Annotated in this window: 17 protein-coding genes and 1 tRNA gene; 8 read left to right on the top strand and 10 right to left on the bottom strand. The window is 60.7% G+C overall.

Translation table 11 applies throughout. The features are described 5' to 3' along the window. Nucleotides 1-11: 11 nt before the first annotated feature. From ctaD to HY696_01315, 9 genes are all read right to left on the bottom strand, one after another. The gene (ctaD, locus tag HY696_01355) at nt 12-1,625 is read right to left on the bottom strand and encodes a cytochrome c oxidase subunit I (protein MBI4237047.1); all 1,614 of its coding nucleotides are present in this window, start codon (nt 1,623-1,625) and stop codon (nt 12-14) included. Then, on the bottom strand, nt 1,622-2,662 hold the full coding sequence (gene coxB / locus HY696_01350; GenBank protein ID MBI4237046.1) for a cytochrome c oxidase subunit II: 1,041 nt from the start codon (nt 2,660-2,662) through the stop codon (nt 1,622-1,624). The genes ctaD and coxB overlap by 4 nt, the downstream gene beginning before the upstream one ends. Next, nucleotides 2,659-3,459, bottom strand: a complete 801-nt coding sequence (locus tag HY696_01345; protein MBI4237045.1) for an SCO family protein — start codon at nt 3,457-3,459, stop codon at nt 2,659-2,661. Before HY696_01345 ends, coxB begins: the two co-directional genes overlap by 4 nt. After that, nucleotides 3,456-4,664: a molybdopterin oxidoreductase gene (locus HY696_01340; protein MBI4237044.1), complete on the bottom strand. Its 1,209-nt coding sequence runs from the start codon at nt 4,662-4,664 to the stop codon at nt 3,456-3,458. Before HY696_01340 ends, HY696_01345 begins: the two co-directional genes overlap by 4 nt. Next, on the bottom strand, nt 4,661-5,221 hold the full coding sequence (locus HY696_01335; protein MBI4237043.1) for a cytochrome c: 561 nt from the start codon (nt 5,219-5,221) through the stop codon (nt 4,661-4,663). Before HY696_01335 ends, HY696_01340 begins: the two co-directional genes overlap by 4 nt. 139 nt (nt 5,222-5,360) lie before the next feature. After that, entirely contained in the window at nt 5,361-5,870 is a 510-nt protein-coding gene (locus HY696_01330) for a DUF3341 domain-containing protein (protein MBI4237042.1), read from the bottom strand. Between the two features lies 1 nt (nt 5,871). Beyond that, entirely contained in the window at nt 5,872-7,257 is a 1,386-nt protein-coding gene (nrfD, locus tag HY696_01325) for a polysulfide reductase NrfD (protein ID MBI4237041.1), read from the bottom strand. Between the two features lie 83 nt (nt 7,258-7,340). Then, a complete protein-coding gene (locus HY696_01320; protein MBI4237040.1) occupies nt 7,341-10,568 on the bottom strand; it encodes a 4Fe-4S dicluster domain-containing protein in 3,228 nt (1,075 codons plus the stop codon). Beyond that, nucleotides 10,556-11,053, bottom strand: coding sequence for a cytochrome c3 family protein (locus HY696_01315; protein MBI4237039.1), 498 nt, complete (start codon nt 11,051-11,053; stop codon nt 10,556-10,558). The genes HY696_01320 and HY696_01315 overlap by 13 nt, the downstream gene beginning before the upstream one ends. A gap of 499 nt (nt 11,054-11,552) precedes the next feature. Between HY696_01315 and HY696_01310 the strand changes: the two genes are divergently transcribed. Genes HY696_01310 through HY696_01300 form a run of 3 tightly spaced genes read left to right on the top strand, consistent with a single transcriptional unit; the run spans nt 11,553 to nt 15,017 of the window. Further along, complete coding sequence (locus HY696_01310; GenBank protein ID MBI4237038.1) at nt 11,553-12,917, top strand: hypothetical protein; 1,365 nt, start codon at nt 11,553-11,555, stop codon at nt 12,915-12,917. 55 nt (nt 12,918-12,972) lie between these two features. Further along, nucleotides 12,973-13,920, top strand: a complete 948-nt coding sequence (locus HY696_01305) for a hypothetical protein (GenBank protein ID MBI4237037.1) — start codon at nt 12,973-12,975, stop codon at nt 13,918-13,920. Further along, nucleotides 13,914-15,017 (top strand): class I SAM-dependent RNA methyltransferase, encoded by a 1,104-nt coding sequence (locus HY696_01300; protein ID MBI4237036.1) that lies wholly within the window; start codon nt 13,914-13,916, stop codon nt 15,015-15,017. Before HY696_01305 ends, HY696_01300 begins: the two co-directional genes overlap by 7 nt. Before the next feature lie 18 nt (nt 15,018-15,035). Here the strand turns inward: HY696_01300 and HY696_01295 are convergent, their stop codons facing one another. Beyond that, nucleotides 15,036-15,563 carry an ORF6N domain-containing protein gene (locus tag HY696_01295; protein MBI4237035.1) on the bottom strand — a complete coding sequence of 176 codons (528 nt, stop codon included), beginning with the start codon at nt 15,561-15,563 and terminating at the stop codon, nt 15,036-15,038. Between the two features lie 332 nt (nt 15,564-15,895). On the opposite strand from HY696_01295, the gene HY696_01290 reads away from it, so the two are divergent. The 5 genes from HY696_01290 (at nt 15,896) to HY696_01270 (ending at nt 22,767) form a co-directional block, all read left to right on the top strand. Further along, nucleotides 15,896-15,985 (top strand) — tRNA-Ser (locus HY696_01290). A 359-nt stretch (nt 15,986-16,344) separates the two neighbouring features. Next, complete coding sequence (locus tag HY696_01285) at nt 16,345-19,005, top strand: hypothetical protein (GenBank protein ID MBI4237034.1); 2,661 nt, start codon at nt 16,345-16,347, stop codon at nt 19,003-19,005. Between the two features lie 6 nt (nt 19,006-19,011). Then, nucleotides 19,012-20,907 carry an ATP-binding cassette domain-containing protein gene (locus HY696_01280; protein ID MBI4237033.1) on the top strand — a complete coding sequence of 632 codons (1,896 nt, stop codon included), beginning with the start codon at nt 19,012-19,014 and terminating at the stop codon, nt 20,905-20,907. 49 nt (nt 20,908-20,956) lie between these two features. Then, complete coding sequence (locus HY696_01275) at nt 20,957-22,447, top strand: hypothetical protein (protein MBI4237032.1); 1,491 nt, start codon at nt 20,957-20,959, stop codon at nt 22,445-22,447. 50 nt (nt 22,448-22,497) lie between these two features. After that, nucleotides 22,498-22,767 carry a helix-hairpin-helix domain-containing protein gene (locus HY696_01270; protein MBI4237031.1) on the top strand — a complete coding sequence of 90 codons (270 nt, stop codon included), beginning with the start codon at nt 22,498-22,500 and terminating at the stop codon, nt 22,765-22,767. Nucleotides 22,768-22,941 lie beyond the last annotated feature (174 nt).

The following is a 22,941-nucleotide window of genomic DNA, read 5'->3' as shown; positions in this document are numbered from 1 at the left end:
TGTGCCATACGTTACGTCCCCATCGCTTTCAGACCGTATTCATACGGCCCTGCAGTCACGGTCGGTGTCTGATGAAAATTTTCGGTCGGCGGCGGCGAGGCCGTCTGCCATTCCAACGTCTTGCCACCCCACGGATTGGCCGGCGCAAACGCCCCGCGCTTCAGCGACCAGAGGAAATAGGTAAACATGATCAAGAAACCAACGCCGAGCATCCAGGAACCGACGGTGGACAGTTGATTCAGACCGGCAAAATGCGGCGCGTATTCGTGGTAGCGGCGCGGCATCCCGAGCCGCCCTAACATAAATTGCGGCAGGAACGTGACGTTGAAACCAACGAAGACGAACCCCCACGACACCTTGGCCCAGGTCTCCGGATACATCCGCCCGAACATTTTCGGCCACCAATAGTGCAGCCCCGCGAGCAGGCCCATCACGGTGCCGCCCATCATCACATAGTGGAAGTGGGCCACGACGAAGTACGTGTCGTGCAAGTGGACGTCGACCGAGAGCGCGGCAAGGAAGAGGCCGGTGAGTCCGCCGATCGTGAAGAGGAACAGGAACGCGAGTGCGTAGAGCATCGGCGTGCCGAGACGAATGGAGCCGCGATACAGCGTGGCCGTCCAATTCACGACCTTGATCGCCGTTGGGATTGCGACCAGCATCGTCAGCAGCGAGAACAGTAAGTTCGCCAGCTCCGATTGTCCGCTGACAAACATATGGTGTCCCCAAACGATGAAACTGATAAACGCGATCGCCAAGCTCGAATAGGCGACGGCCCGATAGCCGAAGATCTGTTTGCGCGAAAACACCGTGATCACTTCGCTGACGATGCCCATGCCGGGCAAGATCATGATGTAAACGGCGGGATGCGAATAGAACCAGAAGAAATGTTGAAACAAAACCGGGTCGCCGCCGATCGCGGGATCGAAGAAGCCGATGTGCAGCACCCGCTCCATCACGAGCAGCACGGTGGTGATACCGATCACCGGCGTCGCGAGCACTTGGATGATCGCGGTGGCGTAAATCGCCCAGAGGAACAGCGGCATGCGGTGAAAGGTCATCCCGGGCGCGCGCAATTTGTGGATCGTGACGATAAAATTCAATCCGGTCAGGATGCTGGAAAAACCCATCACGAAAACGCCGAGCGTGACCAACGTGGCCGCCGTCGCGGTCTTGATGCTGTACGGCGTGTAGAACGTCCAGCCGGTATCGACGCCGCCGAGTAAAATGGCCAACACGGCCAACAGCGCTCCACCGATGAAGATGTAATAGCTGGCTAAATTAAGGCGTGGGAACGCCACGTCTTTGGCGCCGATTTGGAGCGGGAGGAAAAAATTCCCCAGCGCCGCCGGGATGATCGGGATGATGAACATGAACACCATGATCGCGCCGTGCATCGTGAACATCTTATTGTAGGTATTCGCGGCGAAGGTCGGCGCGGGAGTCAGCAATTCGTAACGCACTAGCAATGCGAAAATCCCGCCGACGGCGAAGAACACCATGGTCAATAAGAGATACATCATGCCGATCCGCTTATGGTCGAGCGTGAAGAGCCAACTCTTCCATCCCTTCGGCGAATTCAGATACGAGACGGCTTCGGGCATGCGGTACTCCTCCTGACTCATTGCAAAGTTTTGATATACTCAATCAACGCCGTGACCTCGGCATCTTTCAATTGGCCTTGGAACGTCGGCATCACACCGCCGTTGAACCCTTTGACCACTTGCGCGGCCGGTTCCATCAATGAGCGACGCAGATAATTTTCATCGGCCTTCACGGTGCTGCCATCCGCGAGCGCCACGTCGTGGCCAAACACGGCCTTCAGCGTCGGGCCCGCGCCGGATACGCCGTCGACGCTGTGACACGCGCTGCACGCCTTCGTGGCGAAGAGCGCTTTGCCTTGATCGGCAATCGTCTCCGGTCCCGTCGGCTTCGCAGCCGCGGATTTTGTCGCCGCCGCGTTCGCTTGTCGTTCCCACGCGCTTTTCACGCCGGCCAATTCCCATTCCCGCTGCCATGTTTCGTAGTCGGCCGGCTCTACGACCCGCGCGCGCGCTAACATGCGCGAGTGATCGGTCCCGCAAAATTCGGCGCAATAGACAGTGTATTCGCCGACCGCAGTCGGTTCAAACCACAGAAACGTGTACATCCCCGGGACGACGTCTTGCTTCACGCGAAATTCCGGGATGTAAAAACTGTGGATGACATCTTTCGATTGCAGGATCAGTTTCACATTCTGTCCGCGCGGCAACACGAAGACCGGCGGCTCGCTCCCTTGCCGCGCCACGACGCGACCGTTTTGATATTGGAATTCCCACTCCCACTGTCGCCCCGTGACATTGATTTCCATGGCGCCCGCGGGCGGCGTGCGCATCTGCATGTAATCGCGATAGCCCCAATAGAAGATGATCATCACGAGGACGAAGAGTCCGGCCGAGACACCGATTTCCGTCGGCGTGTGGCCTTCGATATACGGCGTCGCTTCGCCTTCACGACGGCGAATATATTTGGCGACAAAAACGACCATCATCAGGACAATGGCGAGAAACGATACGACGCTCAGCCAAAAGATGAAATCGTACAACCGATCGACCGCGAGGCTGAAGTTCGACGCGTTCGGGAGGCTGAGTTGGGAAAACCACCAGCCGAGTAGACCCATCATGAGCAAACTCCTGCCGCGCGGCGGCGACGCGACAACGTCCAAAGCGAGGCCCCCAACAGCACGACGGTCGCGCCGGCACCCGCTCGCATCAGCCGTGTCGCAAACAGTGCGTATTTTTTTCCCTTCGGGTCGTAGCGGTAACAAAAGAGGAGCAAGTGATCGAGCGTCGTGCCGATCTTGCCCCCATCCGCTTCCATCAGCGCCAACTTTAAATCGAGCGGGCGAAAGTCGATGCCGTACAGATAGCGCGAGAGCCGCCCATCCGGCGTGACGGCGTAAATCGCGGCGGCGTGCGCGTATTGTTGTTGGTCGTCGTCGTAGCGATAACGGAATCCAACCACGTCGGCCAACGCACGAATTGAGGTTTCGGTTCCGACTAAATGGCGCCAGCCGGTCGGCGTTGTCGGCCGTCCATATTCCGCCAGTAACGCGGCCTTTTTCTCGCGCGCCAAGTCCGGAGTTTCGGTCGGATCGATGCTGACGGCGACGAAATTAAAATCTGTTCCGACCGTCCAGGAAAAGGCCTTGAAAACTTTGACCACACCGTTCATCAACAAGCCGCAGAGACTCGGACATCCGTTGTACATCAGCGCGACGAGCGTCGGCTTTTCTCCGGCCCCGATATACTGTCGCAGCGGAACCGTGGTCCCGTCTTCGTCGGTGAAGGGGAGATCGAGTGGCAACGCCGCGCCGAGATGCTCTTCAATCCCGATCCCTTGCAACTCGCGCGGGATCGCATCCTCGGCAACGGCGAAGGCGGGGAACACCAAAATCAATAGCAGCACGCCCCAGGTCATTGATGAAACTCCACCGCTTCGTGAAGTCGCGGATCGCCGATCGGCACGGCGGAGACGCGACTCAGAAAACCCGTGATGCACAGCCCAAACATGCCGGCAAAGCCGCAAAACACGCCAATTTCCGACCATCCGAAGATCGGCGTCTGCATCGAGTAATGCGGGAAGACCAGCCAGTAAATGTCCAGATAGTGCGCCGCTAACACCCACAGCGCCATGAAGAAGAGAAAGCCGGGACGTTTTTTCCAATCTTGCGAGAGCAATAACAGGAACGGGAGGATGAATTTGAAGATCAGCAGCGCCCACGCGACCGGGAGCCAATGGCCGCTCATCCGCTGAATCATATAGCCGGTCTCTTCCGGGAGATCCGCGTACCAAATCAGCATGAATTGCGAGAACGCGATGTAGGCCCAAAACACCGTGAACGCGAACATCAATTTGCCCAAATCGAACAAGTGGTCGTTGGCGCGGACATACGGCCCGAAGTGACCGCCGCGATACAGCGGCACGGCCAGGATCGTCATCATCGCGATGGTGCTGAGGAAGAGGCCGGCGAATCCATAGACGCCGAAGATGGTGCTGAACCACGTGGCGTCGAGCGACATCAGTAGATCGAAACACGCGAGCGTGAAGCTGAGCGCAAAGACGATCATGAACCCCGCGGCCATTTTGGTGTTGCGCTGCGTCAGCGCGGCCTCTTTGGTGCGGTCCTGGCGGAGCGAGTTGCGCACGAAGTAGAGCGCACACGCGATCCAGATCATTAATGTCAGCAAATGCCGCGTGGCGAACGCGGACCAATTCAGATACGCGGCCTTTTTCGCTACGACCGCATGGGCCGCGACGTACGTCGGATTGGTCCAATCGTAGAGCTGGCTGCCGCCCACGACGAGACCTCCGAACAGCAACGCGCCGAGTGGCAAATACGCGACTAATGCCTCCGCCGTACGGCGCAAACCGACGCTCCAGACGGAACCGGTCAAATATTGGATCGCGACGAACACCGCGCCGCCGAGTCCGAGACAGAGCCAATAGAAATAATTGAGCAAATAATTGTGCCACGCACGCGCTGGGTCATGCCCTAACGACCAAAAAAACGTCGCCGCGCCGATCAACACGGCCACGACGCAGGCCACGCGCAACACGCGCGGGATATGCACCGGGCCGATATGCGGCAGCGGTTGGATATGGGTCGAATGCAGTGCCGTCATGGCTGTCCCAACACTTTCTGCACGTCCTCGGCCGTCGGCTTGCCGGCGCGTTGCAGCACGCGGACATAGTGCACCACGGCCCAGCGCTCATCCGGCGCCATTTGCGACGCGTAATGCGGCATCAGGTTTTGGCCGCGCGTGATCACGTGGAAAATCCGCCCGTCGGGCCATTCGTGCACTTTATCTGACAACAGTGTCGGCGGTTGCGGGAATTTCGGCACCACGGGCCCATTGCCTTCGCCGCCGACGCCGTGACACGGCACGCAATAATACCCATACGACTTCTTGCCGCGTTGCAGGATTTCGAGCGTGCGCGGCAGCGGATTGACCAACTCCCGTCCGGCCAGTTCGCCCGCTTCGACCGCAAACGGATACGCTTCGAAGTTACGCGGCACCGTGCCCGCCACCGGCAAGCGGACTTTTTTGCCATCGGGGCTCAACGCATCCGGTTCGTAGGTCTTCACCGTCACTTGATCCATCATGTCGGGCATATACTCCCACGTCGTCTGATTGCGACCACATGCAGCGACACACATCCCAGCACAGATGAGTGCCATTACGAATCGATGAATGTTACGAGGCATTACAGATTCACAGCCCATGCCGTCATCCTGAGCAATAGCGAAGGATCCAATTGATGCCCCTGGATTCTTCGCCTGCGGCTCAGAATGACACCCCTTCAAATGTCCACGTGCTCTACCCACTCCGCACCTCATACGCTCCCGCGACCTTGACGATCCGTTCGACGTCCGCGCGCTGCGCCGCCGCCGACACCGGGACCCATAACGCGAAACTATCCGCCGTCACGCGTGGATCGACCGGCGGACGCGCTACGCGCGGCAATCCGCAAAATCCGATCACGCCGAAGAACGTGCACACCCCGCCGAGCAACACGGTACATTCGAATACGATCGGAATAAACGCCGGCACCGACGCCAACGGTTTCCCACCGACATTCAACGGCCACGCATACGCCGACGTCCAAATCTGCAACAGCAAGCCGCCGAGACAGCCGAGCACGCCGAACAGCAACGTGACCGCAGAGACCCACGACCGTTTGATCCCGAGCGCTTGATCCACGCCATGCACCGGGAACGGCGTGAACGCGTCCATCCCGACTAGGCCGCGCTCCCGCAACTCCGTACCGCCTTTCAACAAGGCGTCGGAATCTTGAAACATCGCCAATACACCGGACGACTGTTGCATATTAATGTCCACTCGCGGGTGCGTGCTTCGCCTCCGCCACCATCGTGTGTTTCACTTCCGCCATGGCAATCACTGGCAACACGCGGCAAAACAGCAAAAAGAACGTGAAGAAGACGCCGAAACTCCCCACGGTAATCCCGATATCGACAAACGTCGGTTTGTAGAGTCCCCAATTGACCGGCAGAAAATCGCGATGCAACGACGTGACGATGATCACAAACCGTTCGAACCACATCCCGATATTCACGAAGATCGAGATGATGAACATCGCCACTAAGCTCCGCCGCATTTTTTTGAACCAGTAGACTTGCGGGATCAGCACGTTGCAACTGATCATGATCCAGTACGACCACGCGTACGGTCCCAACGCGCGATTGATAAACGCAAAGCGTTCGAAGTCGCTCCCGCTGTACCACGCGATGAAAAATTCGGTCCCATACGCGTAGCCGACCATCATCCCGGTCAGCAGGATGATCCGGTTCATGTTCTCCAAATGTTTGAGCGTGATGTATTCCTCGAGCCGGAACAGTTTGCGCACGATCACGAGCAATGTGACGACCATCGCGAAGCCGGAAAAGACGGCGCCCGCGACAAAATACGGCGGGAAGATCGTGGTATGCCATCCCGGCAGCACGGAGATCGCGAAATCGAAACTCACGATGCTGTGCACCGAGAGCACGAGCGGCGTGGAAAGCCCGGCCAAGAGCAGGTACGCGTGTTCGTAATGCTTCCATGCCCGTTCCGACCCGTTCCAGCCGAGCGACATCATGCCGTAGACGAATTTACGAATCTTATTTTTCGCGCGATCCCGCACCGTGGCCAAATCCGGCACCAGGCCTAAATACCAAAACAACAACGAGATGGTGAAATACGTGGAGACGGCGAAGACGTCCCACAACAACGGGCTGCGGAAGTTGACCCAGAGTCGCCGCATGTTCGGATACGGAAACAACCAGAAGTCGTACCAAGAACGGCCAGTATGAATGAGTGGAAAGATCCCGGCCGTCATCACCGCGAAGATCGTCATCGCTTCGGCGCTGCGATTAATCGAGGTGCGCCACTTTTGCCGGAACAGGAACAGAATCGCCGAAATCAAGGTGCCGGCGTGGCCGATGCCGATCCAGAACACGAAATTGGTGATGTCGATACCCCATCCGACCGGATGGTTCAAACCCCAGACGCCCATCCCGGTGTGGAGTTGGTAACCGATCAGTCCGACCGTGAGCAACGCGAGGCTCGCGGCCAACGCGAAACAGATATACCACGAGGCCGTGGGAAAGGTTTCCAGCGGCCGACAGACGTCGTCGTTAACGTCCGAGATCCGCTTGTGCGGCGCGATGAGCGGTTCCTTCGCTAAGGTCGTCACAGCCGTGTTCGTCAAGGCCATATTTACTCTCGTACGTCCGTACGGTGCGGGTGACTGGTGACTAGTGGCTGGTGACTGGGGCACGGACCACGAGTCACCAGTCACTAGCCACCAGTCACCGTCGTGTTTCTCACTTTCGTCAAATACGTCACTTGCGGCAAAATGTTCAGTTCCCAAAGCGCGTGATAGCCGCGCGGGCCGCGCGCCAATTGCGCCACGCGACTTTCTGGATCGTTCACATTCCCGAAGACGATCGCGCCGGTCGGACACCCTTGTTGACACGCCGTCTGGAAATCGCCGTCGCGCACCTTTTCGTCGCGCATCTTCGCGTCTTCTTTCGCGCTCCGAATCCGTTGCACACAGAACGTGCACTTTTCCATCACGCCTTTTTCGCGCACCGTCACGTCGGGATTCAACATCAGATGGAGCGGCTCCGGCCACGCATACGCCGCGCGGCGCCGATTGCCGTAATCGAACCAGTTGAAGCGCCGCACTTTATACGGACAGTTGTTCGCGCAATACCGCGTGCCGACGCAGCGATTGTACACTTGGACATTCAGGCCTTCGTTGTCATGCACCGTGGCCAACACCGGACACACCGTCTCGCATGGCGCTTTTTCGCAGTGCTGACACATCATCGGTTGATGAATGGTTTCCGGATGGTCTTCGGGGCCCGAGTAATAACGATCGATCCGGATCCAGTGCATCTCGCGTCCGGTCAAGACATGTTTTTTGCCGACCGGCGGAATATTGTTTTCCACTTGGCACGCCACAACGCACGCACTGCACCCGGTACACGTGCTCAAATCGACCGCCATCGCCCAGCGATAGCCTTCGTATTTGAACGGCGCCCACATGGAGGGCTGCGCTTCTTCCGGCCCATGACCCCGCCCTCCTGGATCTCCGTTATGGTTGGCGGGCGCAGCATGCCCGCCGCCTTCGCCCGCGTCGTGCGCAGCCCGCCCTCCTGGATCTCCCTGATCGATGGCGGGCGCAGCGCCGAATTGCCCCGCCTCCGGATGGTGCAGATAGTCAGCCAGTGTTGTTTCGCGCACAATCGGACGCGGCCCAAAACGCACGCCGCCGACGGTCGCGTCGATCCGATGATGCCCCTGCGTACACGCCAATTCCGCCTGGCGTCCGGTCGGCTGGAGCGTGACGCCGGCCACCGTCCAACGCAAACGGCCATCCGCGGATTGCGCCGCGTCGGCCACGGCCACGCCGACGCCGTTCCCCACCCGGCCGGCCGCGCGCCGCCCGTACCCGAGTGCCACCGCCACGGCCCGCTCGTGCATCCCGGGTTGAATGTGGACGGGGAGTTCAAACGTGGCACTGCCACCGGCACCGGGCACCGTGACGCGCACCAAGTCGGCCTCGTGTACTGCCAACGTCGCCGCGGTGATCGGCGCGATCGACAAATAATTGTCCCAAGTAATTTTCGTGACCGGATCCGGGAGTTCTTGCAGCCAGCCGTTGTTGGCGTAGCGGCCGTCGTACAACGCCAGCGACGGCTGGCACACCAATTCAAACCCCTCCGACGCGGTCGTTAGCCCACTCGCGCGCACGGCCGCCGCCAACGATTCCAGATCAAACGACGACTGCGGCGCCGGCGTTGATTCCGCCGCCGCGACCACCGCCCCGAGACGCAACGCCCCTTCCCAAAAGGTGTCGAACGAGACAGCGCGCCCACTGTGTGCATAGACGGTATCGCGCCACACCGCGCGCAAATACGTGTGCCAATCTTTTTGTTGCCGCTCCGGTGGCAGCCACCTATGGAGAATTTCACCAACGGAGCGCGTTTGATACAACGGCGCGATCGTCGGCTGCACCAAACTATACACGCCGGTCTGCGGCTCCGCGTCGCCCCAGCTTTCCAAGAAGTGCGACGTCGGCAGGACGTAATGCGCCACCGCGCACGTCTCGTCGCGCCGGTCAGTCAGGTGGAAAACTACCGGCACCTGTTTGACGGCTTCCGCGAAGCCCGACGCGGCCGGCAGGGCGTACAACGGATTCCCTCCGGCGATCAGCAGCGTATCCACTTGACCAGCCTGCATCGCCGCGACCAACTGTTGCAGGTCGGCATACGAGCCTTCCGCCTGACGACTGCGCCGTTGGCTCTCGATCGTTTTGCCTTCATTGCCCAACACGGCATTCAAATAATTGATGATGACTTGCAGTCGCTCGCCGTCCGCGCCATCCAGCGTCCCGGCCACGAGCAGCGATTTGCCACGCGCCGCCCATAATTCCCGCGCCACGCGCTGCACGACCGCAGCGGGAATATGCAACATCGAGGTGTGTGCCGCGGTGGTGACTGGCGCGCCACGTCCGCCTTCCACAGCCCGATCGAAGGATGGCGGAAGCGACGCGACGCCGGCGTCATGGGCCAACACGGCGACTTCGTGCGCCAACGCCAACGCAACGGCCGGAAGACTGGATGGACGCACGAGATGTCGTTCGTCGGCATTCGTCCCCGTCAACGACAGCGTCGGCTCGAAGCAGATCAGCCGAGACATTGTCGTCTGCTGTGCATCCACCAAGCGCCGCCGGCTGGCCCACTCGCGCGCGAATTCTACCGGCGAGATCCAGGTGCCGAGAAAATCGGCCGCGAACGAAACGACGACATCGGCGCGATCGAAGCGATAATGCGGCACCCCGGTCTCCGCGCCATAGGCCGCGGCCCGACCCCGTGCGATCGCTTCGGTGTTAATGGGTTGATACACCACATGCCGCCCGCTCTGCTGGCTGGCAAGAAAATCGCGGATCAGTTGTTGCGTCGCCGGACCGCCGCTCACCGAGGCGTCGGTCAGTAACCAGACCTTCGAGGCCGGACCCAACACCAACCGCGCGCGTTCGTCGATCTCGTCCCAAGTGATTTTGTGAAACGTGTTCGCATTCGGTTCGTGCCGCAACGGATGCATCAAGCGATCCGGGTCGTAGAGATTCCAGACCGCGGCCTGCGACCACGTACACAGTCCACCGCGATTCACCGGATGATCGGGATTGCCTTCCAGTTTGATCGGCCGCCCTTCCCGCGTCTTCACCAACACGCCGCAACGGCACGGGCAATCGGCCGTGGAGGCGTACCACAACGGAGTCCCCGGCGTGGCCTCTTCGGGACGATTCAAATACGGGACGATCTTTTCCACCGGACGCCGCGCGCAGGCCGCCGCTCCGGCCAGCACGGACGAAATGCCAACCAGCTTCAAAAAGTCGCGCCGCGAGAATTCGCCGTCGGCCGGCGGCTGGTCGCGCGGATCGGACAGAAATTCCTTCCGCGCCGCCGCCGGCTCGCCCGCCGCCATCCAATAGGTTTTGTCGTTCACTGATGACACGTCGTACACTCCGTGAGCGCTTGCTGTTTCTCCGGATGTTCTTTGTCCGGTTTGCGGTGGCAATCGACGCACCACCCCATGGTCAACGGCGCGACTTGTTCCACCTGCGCCATGGTTTCGACCTTGCCGTGACACTCTTCACACTTGATCCCCTTCGCCATATGCGGGCGATGGCTGAAATAAACGAAATCGGCCAAATCGTGGACCCGCACCCACGGGATTTCCTCGCCCCGCGCGTAGCGCTCCTTCAGATATTCCACCCCCGGCCGCCCGGACCCGACCCCGGCCTTTTCGTTGTGGCAGTTCATACAAATATTCACCGACGGCACGGTGGCCACGCGCCCCTGCTCCGTGTTGGCGTGGCAATACTGACAGGCAATCTGCAATTCCCCCGCGTGACGGAGGTGGCTAAACGGGATCGGCTGGTCCGGCGCGTAGCCATCGTTCCGCCCGACTTCGTATAACGCATATGCGCCGCCCGCCACGCTACATATAAGGAGCGTCAGCGGGAGGAACTTCCGAAGGAGTGATGGTGATCCGTACGACATGTCCGCCATATATTAATGAGGCTGCGTTTCCCCCAACGCATGAACTGACCCATGACACCCAGTCGAATATGGTCGGTGCCATTACAGAAGGTTGCGCGCAGAGGAAAGAAAAATTTTCCGTTTTTCCCCATGACCGAAGTCAGTCATGTGGCCCCCCATTTTTTTAGCAACCTTTTCGGCGCCGCACCGAATAAGGTGACACGGGGGCGTTGCGAGGGAGCTGACCATGCGTACAAGCAGACTCCGGTCCAGACCGGCCCATTGCATCACGGCACCAGCGCCAGCTGTACGGCCATCAACGGCCCGGCGCAGTCCCCACCCTCCAACCAATTGCATCCGAGGGGGACAGGTACCTTCAAATACAGCATTCAAGCCTATCCGACGGTACCTGTCCCCCTCAAATGATATTGGGGTCGACACGGCCCGACGCACCTCAGTGCCGGGCGTCGCCCCATCAGCTGCCGCTCCAACATCGTTTTCTTCACAACTCCAATGCTGGAGCGGTCGGTGCAGCAGCATCGCCGGGCCGGTGCTGCTGACTCCGGACCCGCTCACGTCGGGACTGGCAATTATTGGGATTATGGCCGGCCTCTTTACCCTCGTCGCCCTACCGATCTGGCTCTGGTCGCGGCACAAATACGGCAAACGCGCGGACGCCGCACCGAATGGCGCGCCGAACGGGGCGGCGGCGCCGCTCGCCGAGGACCCCAAGGCGCCTCGGCCCAAACGACCGGAACGCCGCAGACCGCCCAGAACCCACGCGGAACTGCAACCGGGCGCCCTCCCGTCCGGCGCACATGTCATTCACGTTCCGCCCGCGCGACCAAGCGATGCCCGCGAACGACCAGGTGGTCCGGGCCCCAGTGGCGCACGCGCCCGCCCCGCTAACACCCAATCGTTGGAAACACCGGACGCCCGCTCTGCCCGCCAGGAACGGGAGGCCGCATTATCCAGGCGACATGGGCATCCGGTCTCGATCATCGCCAAGCTGGACACACAGGACCTTGGATGGATCGACGCCACGGCCTGTGCCGGTTTCCCCCACCAAGGAACCGGCATCTTTGCGGTCGTCGCGACCAGTGAAGGCATGCGCGATGTCCGGATCAGCGCGGAGGGAGAACCCGACACGCTCGTATTGCCTGGCGAGACCAGCGAATTCGCCGGCACCCTTAAGGTCCAAAATCTCGCCGAACAAGGCGCCGTCTACCTGACCAAGGCGGAGGCGCGGACCATGTGGAAGATGTGGAAATTTCACAAAACCGCGACTGAGATGCCACGCCGCCCCGGAGGGCTTCCGACGACTTCGCCCAGAGAACACGACGAGCGGGCGCGCGCGGCGCTTCCGGCGGGTGCCGCACCGGCTCATGAAACCCCTGTTGAACGGGCGCATCGCTTGGGGGAACGTGCGGGCGGAGACATCACGGCCATCGAATCGCTCGACGATCTGCACGGCATGTTTGCCGCCGGCGCCCGCGCCGCGAAGTTCGTGCTCGTGGAACGCCCGAATGGCGACATTCACCTCCGTGCGAGTCGTCAGGTTTCGGCCCACGACGCCGCAGACGACGACGAGGCCCTCATCGCCGCAGGACTCATCTTCGATCAGACCCAATCGCATCGCATTTTGATCAATGGCAGGAGTCAAGGCTACCCCACGCTCGACGACCGCATCGATAGCGAGCAATCGGTGCTAGCGGCGCCAATCCGCCACCGTATCGCCGAACGGTCGGGATTGCTCGCCGCCCAGGGAATCCTGCAGACCCTATTCGGCAATACGGTCACGGTCGTGATCTCCAAACAATGAAGTCCGCGAGTTTGGCATTGAGCGCGGCCCCGCAGTTGCGCTATGACGCCCGCGCATGTCTGAGAGCCCGTTGCAGCTACGCCCCCTCGACGCCTGGATTCGGCACGGCTTGGCCCTAACAGGCCGGCGCTTTGAATATTGGCTGATTGCGAAAGGCCTCGAGGCCTTGTTCATCACAGCGCTCGGTACCACGCTGCTCACCTTCGTGATCGTCCCCTGCATCGCCACGCTGTTCGGCGGACTCGTCAGCAATCTACTCCACGAACTGTCGTTCGTCGGCTGGCTCCGACCGTTCCTCGATCATCTGCTGATCGGCTCGCTCCCCGCTGCGGCCTGCTTCGGCTTAGCCACATTCGGGTATTTCGCCGCCGCGCAAGTCATTTCCACACTGGCTAACGGCTTCGTGACTGCGGGATTCGAACACGCGTCCGCTGCAGAATCGCGCTGGGAGCCGCCACTCGCCCAGACGGCGGCACATCTGGCGCACGCGTTCGGCTTGAGCCTGGTCCTCAGTTTCATCGTCGTCGGCGCCGCTGCACTTTGTTTTGCCCCGGCGCTGCTGCTGATGCCGACGCTCGTCATGGCGTGGTACATTTGCGTCATCGAAGGTCGCACCATTCACGAATCGTTGGCCCTCAGTTGGGAACGGAGTCGCGGACATCGCCTCGGGATCTTCAGCCGCTTCGCGTTTTTTGGCGTCGTGATGTTCACACTGTTCCTCGGCCTGAACTTCGCTGCCACGCTGCCACTGCTCGGCGTGCTCGCGCTCCCGCTGCTGCTCGGGTTCCAGCTGCTGCTCCCGATCGTCGCGCTGGCGTTCGGCTATTCCATCTATCGCGACCTGCGTCCCGCCGACGGGACCGTGGAAACCCCACTCTGCCCATTGCCGCTGCTCTACGGCCTCTGCGGGCTCGGCCTCGCCGTGACATTCATCGCGCTGCCACTGTTGCTCTGGAAGGGCAGCTCCCTCTTTGCGGGCTGGCTCGGACCCATCCCGTGGTAGGCAGCGTCCACGCACTGACGATTCTCGATTTAATTGCCGGCGGCCGCGGCCGCGCGGAACTGAATGGCGTGCAAGTCTTCGTAGACGGCGCCGCGCCCGGCGATCATGCGCAGGTGCGGATCACGAAACAGCATGCGCATTATTGGGAAGGCGTCGTCGAGACCGTGTTGACACCGAGTTCCGAGCGCACCGTCCCGCAGTGTCCCGCGTTCGGCCGCTGCGGCGGATGCCAGTGGCAACACCTCCGCTACGAGGCGCAAGTCGCGTGGAAGCAGCGGATCCTTGCCGAGCAACTGCGGTGGATCGGAAAGCTGCGCGACCCAGTGGTGCTGCCGACGATCCCCGCGCCGTCGCCGTGGCATTATCGCAGTCGCATCAAATTGCAAATCGACGACGCCGGGCGGATCGGATTTTTCCGTGCCGGCACTTACGAGGCCGTAGAATTCGAGCACTGCTGGATCGCGGACGAACGGATCAACACACAATTGGCCGCCAATAAAGCGACCTTGCGCGCCAGCGGACGCGGGCGATTGGTGCAGAGCGACGCCGATGCAGACGGCGGCTTTGCCCAAGTCAATCCGGCACAGAACGCACAATTACAGCAGCTCGTGGTCGAAGGCGTCCGCGCGCACGGCGGCGGTCGCGTCCTGGAACTCTATTGCGGCAACGGCAATCTGACGTTTTTCCTCGCCGGGATCACAACCGCGATCGTCGGGATCGAAACGCATGCGGCGTCGATCCGCCAGGCTCAACAACAAGCCGCCGCGCGCGGGCACCCGCATCTCGATTTCCGCTGTACTGCCGCGCACCGATTCTTGCGCCATGCCGCCAAACAGGCCACGCGCTTCGACGGCATCTTGCTCGATCCCCCACGCCGCGGCGCCGCCGAAGCGATCCCCGGCATCATCGCCTGCGCCCCGCGCTGGATCGGCTATATTTCCTGCGACCCCGCCACCCTCGCCCGCGACCTCCGCGCCCTCATCGCCGCCGGCTACCACCACGAATCGAGCCAACCGATCGACATGTTCCCGCAGACGTTCCATATTGAATCGGTGACGTGGTTGCGGTTGGGAACTCAAGCCGACCATCCGGCTTAGCCGGTGGTTGGCGCGACATTAATCACCTGCACTCGGCAAGAACCCGATCCGCCGTCGTGACAACCGCGGAGGCGGCTCCATCAGTTTTCGGATCGCCTCGAAAACCACATTGAATTGAGAATCGTAGCGCTGCTCTAACTCGTCCAACTTCCGCGCCAACTCCCGATGTCCTGCTAACAGCGCCCGCAACCGACCGAAGGTACGCATGATCGCAATATTCACTGCAATCGCTTGATCGCTATGCAAGACACTGGAAAGCATCGCCACGCCGTGTTCGGTAAAAACCATCGGGAGATACTTGGCATGCTGACCACGACCACCCGGCTCTAAGGTCGCAAATTGCGACCTTAAAGATGCAACATCCTGATCTGTCAGTTGAAACATGAAGTCAGGTGGGAAGCGTGAGGAGTTCCGTCGCACCTGCTCATTCAGCCGCTTCGTGGGGACCCCATAGAGCGCCGCGAGGTCCCGATCCAACAACACCTTGTGCCCACGGATCAGCAGGATGGCTTGTTCAATACGTGTCGTAAGCATTGGTGCCGTCATCGGCTTCTGCTATCAGCACAGACAGTGCCAACCCAAATTCAGAGGACGCGCACACGGCAACCGTTTGAAATCTGAACAGCACCGTTCGAATACCGAACACCGCACGAAACACTCCGCACGATAGAACCATTGACGCCACCGCGCTGGAATAGGTAAACGAGCCACTGCAGGCCAGAACACGCGGACGATACAGATGGGGGGTTGTCAGGGGAAAAGTCGAGCGTCGGGCTTTGCCCGCGATCGACGCGGGGGGTTCGGGGGGTATTGCGCGGCCCCGCCCTATCTAATGTTGCGAGTAGCACCGACGGGGCCGTGCAGGCCCCCCGATGAATGGAGAGGTGGCAGAGCGGTTGAATGCGGCAGACTCGAAATCTGTTGTGCCCTAACGGGCACCGGGGGTTCAAATCCCTCCCTCTCCGCCAATACAAACGGGCCCTGAAAAGGGCCCGTTTGTATTTGGCGGTATGTAATGTGGCAACCGTCCAGTGGACGGTTGCCGACCATAGGGAGGGATTTGAAGCCCGGAGGCACCGGCACCAGCCGGAGGCTGGTGGGGCCGAGGGCCGGTCCGAAGGCCCGACGCGCCAGCGTCGGGACCGGAGGAAATCCCTCCCTCTCCGCCAAAATTTGCGGCAGCATCCGCCGACGGACGGACCCGCCTCCGGCGGGAATTTTCTCGCAGGACATCAGCGCTCAACATGACAACCACATGGTCCAACGTTTTTCTTTACGTCTCGGTACGCTCGCCCGTAAGATGTGCCGCTTACAATTGGGGGAATCCATGCACCGAATCACCTGCGCTCTATTATTGACCTGCTGTTGTACGCTCGTGGCCTGTCGCGGAAGCACGTCGGACAGCACGACGACCGCATCCACCGCCGCCGGGACCGAGGCCACGGCCGCGGGCGTGGCCGCGCTGTTCGGCGGGATCAACAGCGACAACAATCTCGCACGCGGCGCAAAAACCTTGGCGACGTCGCAAACGATTTGCAACAACCTCGCGGGCGGCGCCGGCAAAGTGCTGATGTTCGGTTACGGTGGCCCCTCCGCCGCACAAACCTTCGGCTCACAAAGCGATCCCATCAGCGTCGGCCCGGATGACTTTTGTTTGGACGACAATCAAGACGCCCTCGCGGGCGACGCGGCGGTCGGCGGCTATCGCTTTGCGGCATTCAGCTTTCTGGATGCCATCGAAGGCGATTGCGACAGCAGCACGCTCACGATGACCCGCGGCAGCGGCATCGTACGCAACACCGACAGCTACATGCCGGAAATCTACGGCCGCTTCGAGATCGGCGGCGCCGTCACAGATTGTACGTTCCGTATCACCACGGCCGGCGTCCTCGACCTCGCACATTCTTCCTGCACCGATCTCAACGGCGCCGCCGTCACACTCGACAGCAGCCTCAGCTGCACGATGTCCGCCGACACAGCGCGCCTCACGCTCCCGACCACAATGGAAGGACACTACGGCGTCACGACGGACGACGGTTCTAACGTCGGCTATGATTGCTGGGCCCTCTATCCGCTCGACCGAGACGCCGACGGCTTCACCACCATCACCAACGATTGCACGACCTTCAACCACTACGGTTTTAATGTCGCCAGTTTCAATGTGGGCCTCATCGTGAATGCCGGCGGCGCGATTTTTCGGACCACCGACCTCAATCAACTCGGGAGTCGCATCAAGATTCTCCGTCAGGCCGGATATCCGGTGCTCCTCTCCGTCGATATGCTCTATGTGGCGGCGTATGACGGCACGCCGGGCTCTGTGGCCGACGGCGAAAATTTTCCGCAGGCCCTGATCGACGAGCACACGTTCATCAGCACGTTGTCGGAAGAGGTGTACGCGTTGGCCGAATGGGCCGAGCGGGCCGACGTGGAAATCTTCGCCCCGATGAGCGAGGCCGATCGCATCTTCAATCAATCACTCACGACCAATGCCGCCGCGTCGTATCTGCAAGCGATCCGGCCGGATCTGGAAGCCCGCTTCACCGGCGCGCTGATGTGGGTCGGTCAGGCGTTCGACAGTACCGACAGCGCGAAATACAACCTCACCGGCTTCGACTACGCGGCGGTCAATATCTCCCCGATGCCGAACCACCTCAGCGAAGCGGACTTCACGACGCACGTCCAGACGCAATTGGGCAACTTGCGCACCCTCGCCACGGCGCTGGGCATCCCGTATCTAATCTCCAACGCCGGCATGTGGGGCGAGGCCCTCACGAATGCGTACGATTGGGACGCGACCGAGACCAAGGTCGTCAGCGCGTTTCGGATCATGAAAGACCAGTCCGACGCCTATGGCACCGCAGGCATTATTTTTTGGGAAGGCGCGTCCGGCGAAGTCGTGTTTGCGGATCACGATCCCCTCAATCGCTATATCGCGACCCAATTCGGCGGCACCGTGTCGGCGTTTTACAATTTTGGCGCCGGCGCGGATTCGGCCACCGACGGAGGATTCGACGGCACGCTCACCGACCCGGCGCTCACGTGGAGCACGGTCACCGGTCCGCTGTTCATGGCCAACGGAATGACGATGGCCGCGTACAACGGCAAGCTCTATCTGTTCGGCGGCTCGTCGGCAGCCGCAGGCACCAAGACGCAGATCTACGATATCGCCGGCGACAGCTGGTCACAAGGCACGGCGATGCCGCGTTATCGGGAAAGCGCCGTGGCGGTGGAATTGAACGGATCATTGTATGTGATCGGCGGGACTGATCCCGACACCTGCGGCGGAGATTATCGTTGCGGACAACTCACGGAAGTGGACATCTATAATCCTGCAACGAACGCGTGGACCACGGCCGGGGCGCTGAACGAAAAACGGGATGTGGCCGGCGCCGTCGTGTATGACGACAAGATCTACGTCGTCGGCGGCATGCATTCCGCCAGCGGCGACGTGCAAGTTTCCAATCGCGACTCCATCGAAGTGTATGACCCGGCCACCAATCTCTGGACGGTGCTCGAACGCAACATTCCGTATCCGATCCGCTCTGCGGCGACGACGCTCGTAGACGACCGGATCTATGTCATCGGCGGCTGTTCGGAGCACGACGCCGACTTGACAGCATTGGAGGCCGACAACACGTGTCAACAAACCGTCGTGCAGTTTTACGATATCGGCGACGGCATCTGGGATATCGCAGACGACAATATGCCAACAGGCCGCCACTTTTCCGGGCAACACGTCGTGGCGACCAGCGACTGGATCCTGGTCTACGGCGGCGCCACCGACTTGAGCGCCACGATCTTTGCCGATGTGGAGGCCTTCAATCTGACCACTAACACCTGGGCCTCCGCCACGGCGCTGCAGGCCCCCCGCAAGAGCTCCGCCAGCGCCGTCTACGACGGCTTCCTTTACGTCACCGGTGGCGCGGAACCGGGCGTGGCCGCGAGCCTGTTCGACGGCATGGAACGCGCCGCAATCAGCGGTTTGTAATTTCATATGCTCCATATCCATGACCTCCATAAGGCCTACGGGCAGCAAGTGCTCTTCGACGGCGTGACGTTGCAGCTCAATCCGGGCGAACGCGTCGGCTTGATCGGGCGCAACGGGCACGGCAAGTCCACACTGCTGCGTTTGATCATCGGAGAAGAAGAAGCGGACGCCGGCACGATCCATATCCCACGGCATTACCGGATCGGGCACTTGGTTCAGCACATCCGCTGCACGCGGCCCACGGTGTTGGAAGAAGGCTGCCTCGGTCTCCCGCCCGATGAGGTGCATGACCACTATAAGGTGGAACGCATCCTCTTCGGCCTCGGCTTCACCGAAACGGACATGCAGCGCCCGCCCACGGAATTTTCCGGCGGTTTCCAGATCCGACTCCACTTGACGAAAGTACTCGTCGCGCAGCCGAACTTGTTGCTGCTGGACGAACCGACCAATTACCTCGACATCCTCTCGATCCGCTGGATCACGAAATTCCTGCGCAGCTGGCCAGGCGAATTACTGTTGATCTCGCACGATCGCACCTTCATGGACGCCGTCACGACCCACACCGCCGCAATCCATCGCCAATCGATCCGCAAGCTCCCGGGCGGCACGGAAAAATTGTACGCCCAGCTCGAACAAGACGAGGCGATCCACGAAAAGACGCGGGTGAAGGAAGAAAAGCGGCGCAAAGAAATCGAATCTTTCGTGCATCGTTTTCGCGCGAAGGCAAGGCAGGCCTCGCTGGTGCAATCGCGCTTGAAGCTGTTGGAGAAGATGGGAACGCGCGAAAAATTGGAAGACGTGGCCGATTTGGACTTTGCGTTTCACTTCGCCCCGTTCAATGCGAAACGGCTCACGGAAGTACAACAACTGTCGTTTCACTTCGTCCCGGAGCAATCGCTGATCCACAATTTAAGCTTCACGATCGCGCCCGGCGATCGGATCGGCGTGATCGGCAAAAACGGGCGCGGCAAATCGACGTTGCTCAACTTGTTGGCGCGCGAACTGACGCCGTGCAACGGCAGCATCAACTCGCATCCGCAATGCCAGATCGGCTATTTCGGCCAAACCAACATCGACCGACTGCACGCGGAACGCACGGTCGAAGAAGAGGTCGCGAGCGCCAATCCCACACTCGACCGCACGCGCGTCCGCACGATTTGCGGGATCATGATGTTCAGCGGCGACGACGCCGAAAAACGCGTGGCCGTCCTCTCCGGCGGAGAGCGCAGTCGCGTGTTGCTGGCGAAGATCGTCGCGATGCCCGCCAACTGTTTGCTGCTCGACGAGCCGACCAATCACCTCGACATGGAATCGGTCGACGCGTTGGTCGAAAGTATGCATGCCTTTCCGGGCGCGATCCTGATCGTCACCCACAACGAAATGATCCTGCACGCGCTCGCCACGAAGTTGATCGTTTTTCACCAAGGCGGGGCCGATTATTTCGACGGGACCTATGCCGAATTCCTGGACAAGATCGGGTGGGAAGAAGAGGCGGGCGAGAACGCGCGCCGCGTCGCGAAGGCATGGGCAACGAACGCTGAGGCAACGCCACTCCCGACGACAGCCGCTCCGGAATCGACCAAGAAGGAGCGGCGGCGCCAACGCTCCGTGATCGTGGCCGAACAATCGAGAGTGTTGGCACCGCTCAAACAGGAAATCGCTGCGCTGGAGCAACAAATCACACAACGGGAAACGGAAATCGCCGCCGCGAATCAAGCCTTGATCGACGCCTCGCAGTCAAAAGATGTCGCCGCATTCGTGGCATTGTCCAAGACGCTGAAGACCGCCCAACAAGCGATCGACGCCCACTTCGCCCGATTAGAAACCGTCACGCAGCAATACGAGGCCAAACAACAACACTACACCGCGCTACTGTCAGAATCTCCCGACGACAACGGGTAGGAAACACCCATTGCCTTGCGGGCTTCCCCGCTCGTATAATCATGGAACCATGAGCGAGGTTCGCTTTCCGTACAATCGCGTGATCCACTCCTTGAAGGAGTTCTTTCGCACCGCACCCGACGCCGCGCGCGTCGCACAGCAACAAGAAATTCAACGCGCGCTGGATACGAATCATGATGCGCAGCTCACGCCGGAAGATTTCGCGGGCGCGACACCTCACCAGTTCGATTCCATCGAACGCCTCTTATCGAAGCACGGTTTCTCGCTGCACCACTTGATCGCGCTGCCGCAGATCGCATTCAAAGCGTTCGCGCAGTATGATCCCACGCCAACCGAAAAAACGGAGACGCTGCGCGATCCGCTGCTGCGCGACTATTTTACCGCACTGCCGGATGCAGGCTTGCTCTGGACCGACCATAAAAACACGCCGCCCCCGCCACCCGCCATCGCGGATCGGGAACGTCTTACCGCCCTGATCCTCGAAACCGCGGCCGCGCTCGGCTATCCGCCGGAGTCGCTGCGCCGCCTCTCCATACACGACGCCGTGCTGCTCAGCGGACGCCTCGTGGCGCACCGCTTGGCCTACGAACACGGAATGATCGGCGAGGCGGAAAAGAAACTCTTCGACTCAATCGACCGGTCGCAACCCGATTGGCAAATGGAACTCCTCGGCAAACTGATGCAATCCGGCGACCTGCGGAATGACCGTGCCAAGGCAATCGACACCATGCCCCCCGACCAAATATTTGCTGAGGGCCAAGGGATCTGCCGCAACTACGCCGCCGTCAACACTGCGGTCTTCGCGATATTGCGCGATCTCAATCCGCAACTGCGTAACACGTACATGACGACCTTCTCACCCAGCGCCGATCACAGCATGGCACTATCCCACGCGTGGAACATGGTCAGCACGCTCACCGCCACGGGCGTGGATGTCACCTTTGTCGATCCAACGTGGCTCGACACACGTCGCCGCACCGCAGACGGCAGCGGCGCTGCCGGCGCAGGTTCTGAGCAGATGTTCTACAATGCACTCGACGACGCGCATTTCGGCAAGGCACAGTGGCGCGTGCCGCATTACCTGCGCGACCTCTTTGAAATGGCCGGCCATCCACTGCGCGATCAACGAGACAGTGTCCGCTATGCTGGCAGCACCGTGCCGCTGCATCGCTATGCCGAGCAAGCCGCACGGTACAATCTGCAGATCCTCAGCCGCTCCCTCGACCGTCTGCCGCAATTGGCTCCGGCGCTGCAGGAAAAAGAACGACAAGGCATCGCGTCGACCTTGACGGACGTCTTCTATCAACTGACCGGGACACAACCATCGCTCTGGAACAACGTCGATTGGAGCAATCCATTGGTCGTCAACGAATTTCAACGCCATCGCCGTCTGCTCGATCCGGAGCTCCGCAGCGCATGCAAGGCCCTGTACGCACGCATCCGCGCCAGCGCCCCAACCGCGTTGAGCGAGCCGACCACGGATTACGGCGGCCACGTGATCCTCCAACCGCTCTTCGATCGTTGGCTCGCGGACGAATAACGATCGCATTTCCCTTGCCGCGCCGCTGCGGCGTCGCGTACACACACGCCATGGCGCGTTCAATCGCATCCCAGTTGAAAGACCTCCGCACCATCCCCGGTGTCGGGCCAAGCATTGCGCAGGACCTTTGGGAGATCGGCATTCGCACCGTCGCGGATCTCAGAGGTAAAGACCCCGAACGCTTGTACGCACAATCCAACACGCATGCCGGCGTCCAGCAAGACCGTTGCCTCCTCTACGTCTTCCGCTGCGCCGTGTATTACGCGGAACACACGCGCCACGATCCGGAGAAATTGAAATGGTGGACGTGGAAAGATTAATCTCCCCAGGTGAAATTCCTCGCGGCTTGCCGCGTTTTTTTCCCTCTCCCTTTGGGGAGAGGGCTAGGGTGAGGGGGAGGATTCAAGATAGTGATGGTCCCGGTGGTCTCCCCCTCACCCAACCCTCTCCCCAAAGGGAGAGGGAGGTGGATCCCCCGCCCCTTGGGGCGGGGG

The organism is Deltaproteobacteria bacterium, from assembly GCA_016210045.1.
Lineage (GTDB): Bacteria > UBA10199 > UBA10199.
The sequence above is the reverse complement of the archived record's forward strand: the minus strand, read 5'-3'. Positions and strand labels throughout refer to the sequence as shown.

Bases quoted from the DNA above. Each gene is read 5' to 3' on its own strand.
- ctaD (MBI4237047.1), bottom strand. From the start codon at position 1,625: ATGAGTCAGGAGGAGTACCGCATGCCCGAAGCCGTCTCGTATCTGAAT.
- coxB (MBI4237046.1), bottom strand. From the start codon at position 2,662: ATGATGGGTCTACTCGGCTGGTGGTTTTCCCAACTCAGCCTCCCGAAC.
- HY696_01345 (MBI4237045.1), bottom strand. From the start codon at position 3,459: ATGACCTGGGGCGTGCTGCTATTGATTTTGGTGTTCCCCGCCTTCGCC.
- HY696_01340 (MBI4237044.1), bottom strand. From the start codon at position 4,664: ATGACGGCACTGCATTCGACCCATATCCAACCGCTGCCGCATATCGGC.
- HY696_01335 (MBI4237043.1), bottom strand. From the start codon at position 5,221: ATGGCACTCATCTGTGCTGGGATGTGTGTCGCTGCATGTGGTCGCAAT.
- HY696_01330 (MBI4237042.1), bottom strand. From the start codon at position 5,870: ATGCAACAGTCGTCCGGTGTATTGGCGATGTTTCAAGATTCCGACGCC.
- nrfD (MBI4237041.1), bottom strand. From the start codon at position 7,257: ATGGCCTTGACGAACACGGCTGTGACGACCTTAGCGAAGGAACCGCTC.
- HY696_01305 (MBI4237037.1), top strand. From the start codon at position 12,973: ATGTCTGAGAGCCCGTTGCAGCTACGCCCCCTCGACGCCTGGATTCGG.
- HY696_01295 (MBI4237035.1), bottom strand. From the start codon at position 15,563: ATGACGGCACCAATGCTTACGACACGTATTGAACAAGCCATCCTGCTG.
- HY696_01285 (MBI4237034.1), top strand. From the start codon at position 16,345: ATGCACCGAATCACCTGCGCTCTATTATTGACCTGCTGTTGTACGCTC.
- HY696_01280 (MBI4237033.1), top strand. From the start codon at position 19,012: ATGCTCCATATCCATGACCTCCATAAGGCCTACGGGCAGCAAGTGCTC.
- HY696_01275 (MBI4237032.1), top strand. From the start codon at position 20,957: ATGAGCGAGGTTCGCTTTCCGTACAATCGCGTGATCCACTCCTTGAAG.
- HY696_01270 (MBI4237031.1), top strand. From the start codon at position 22,498: ATGGCGCGTTCAATCGCATCCCAGTTGAAAGACCTCCGCACCATCCCC.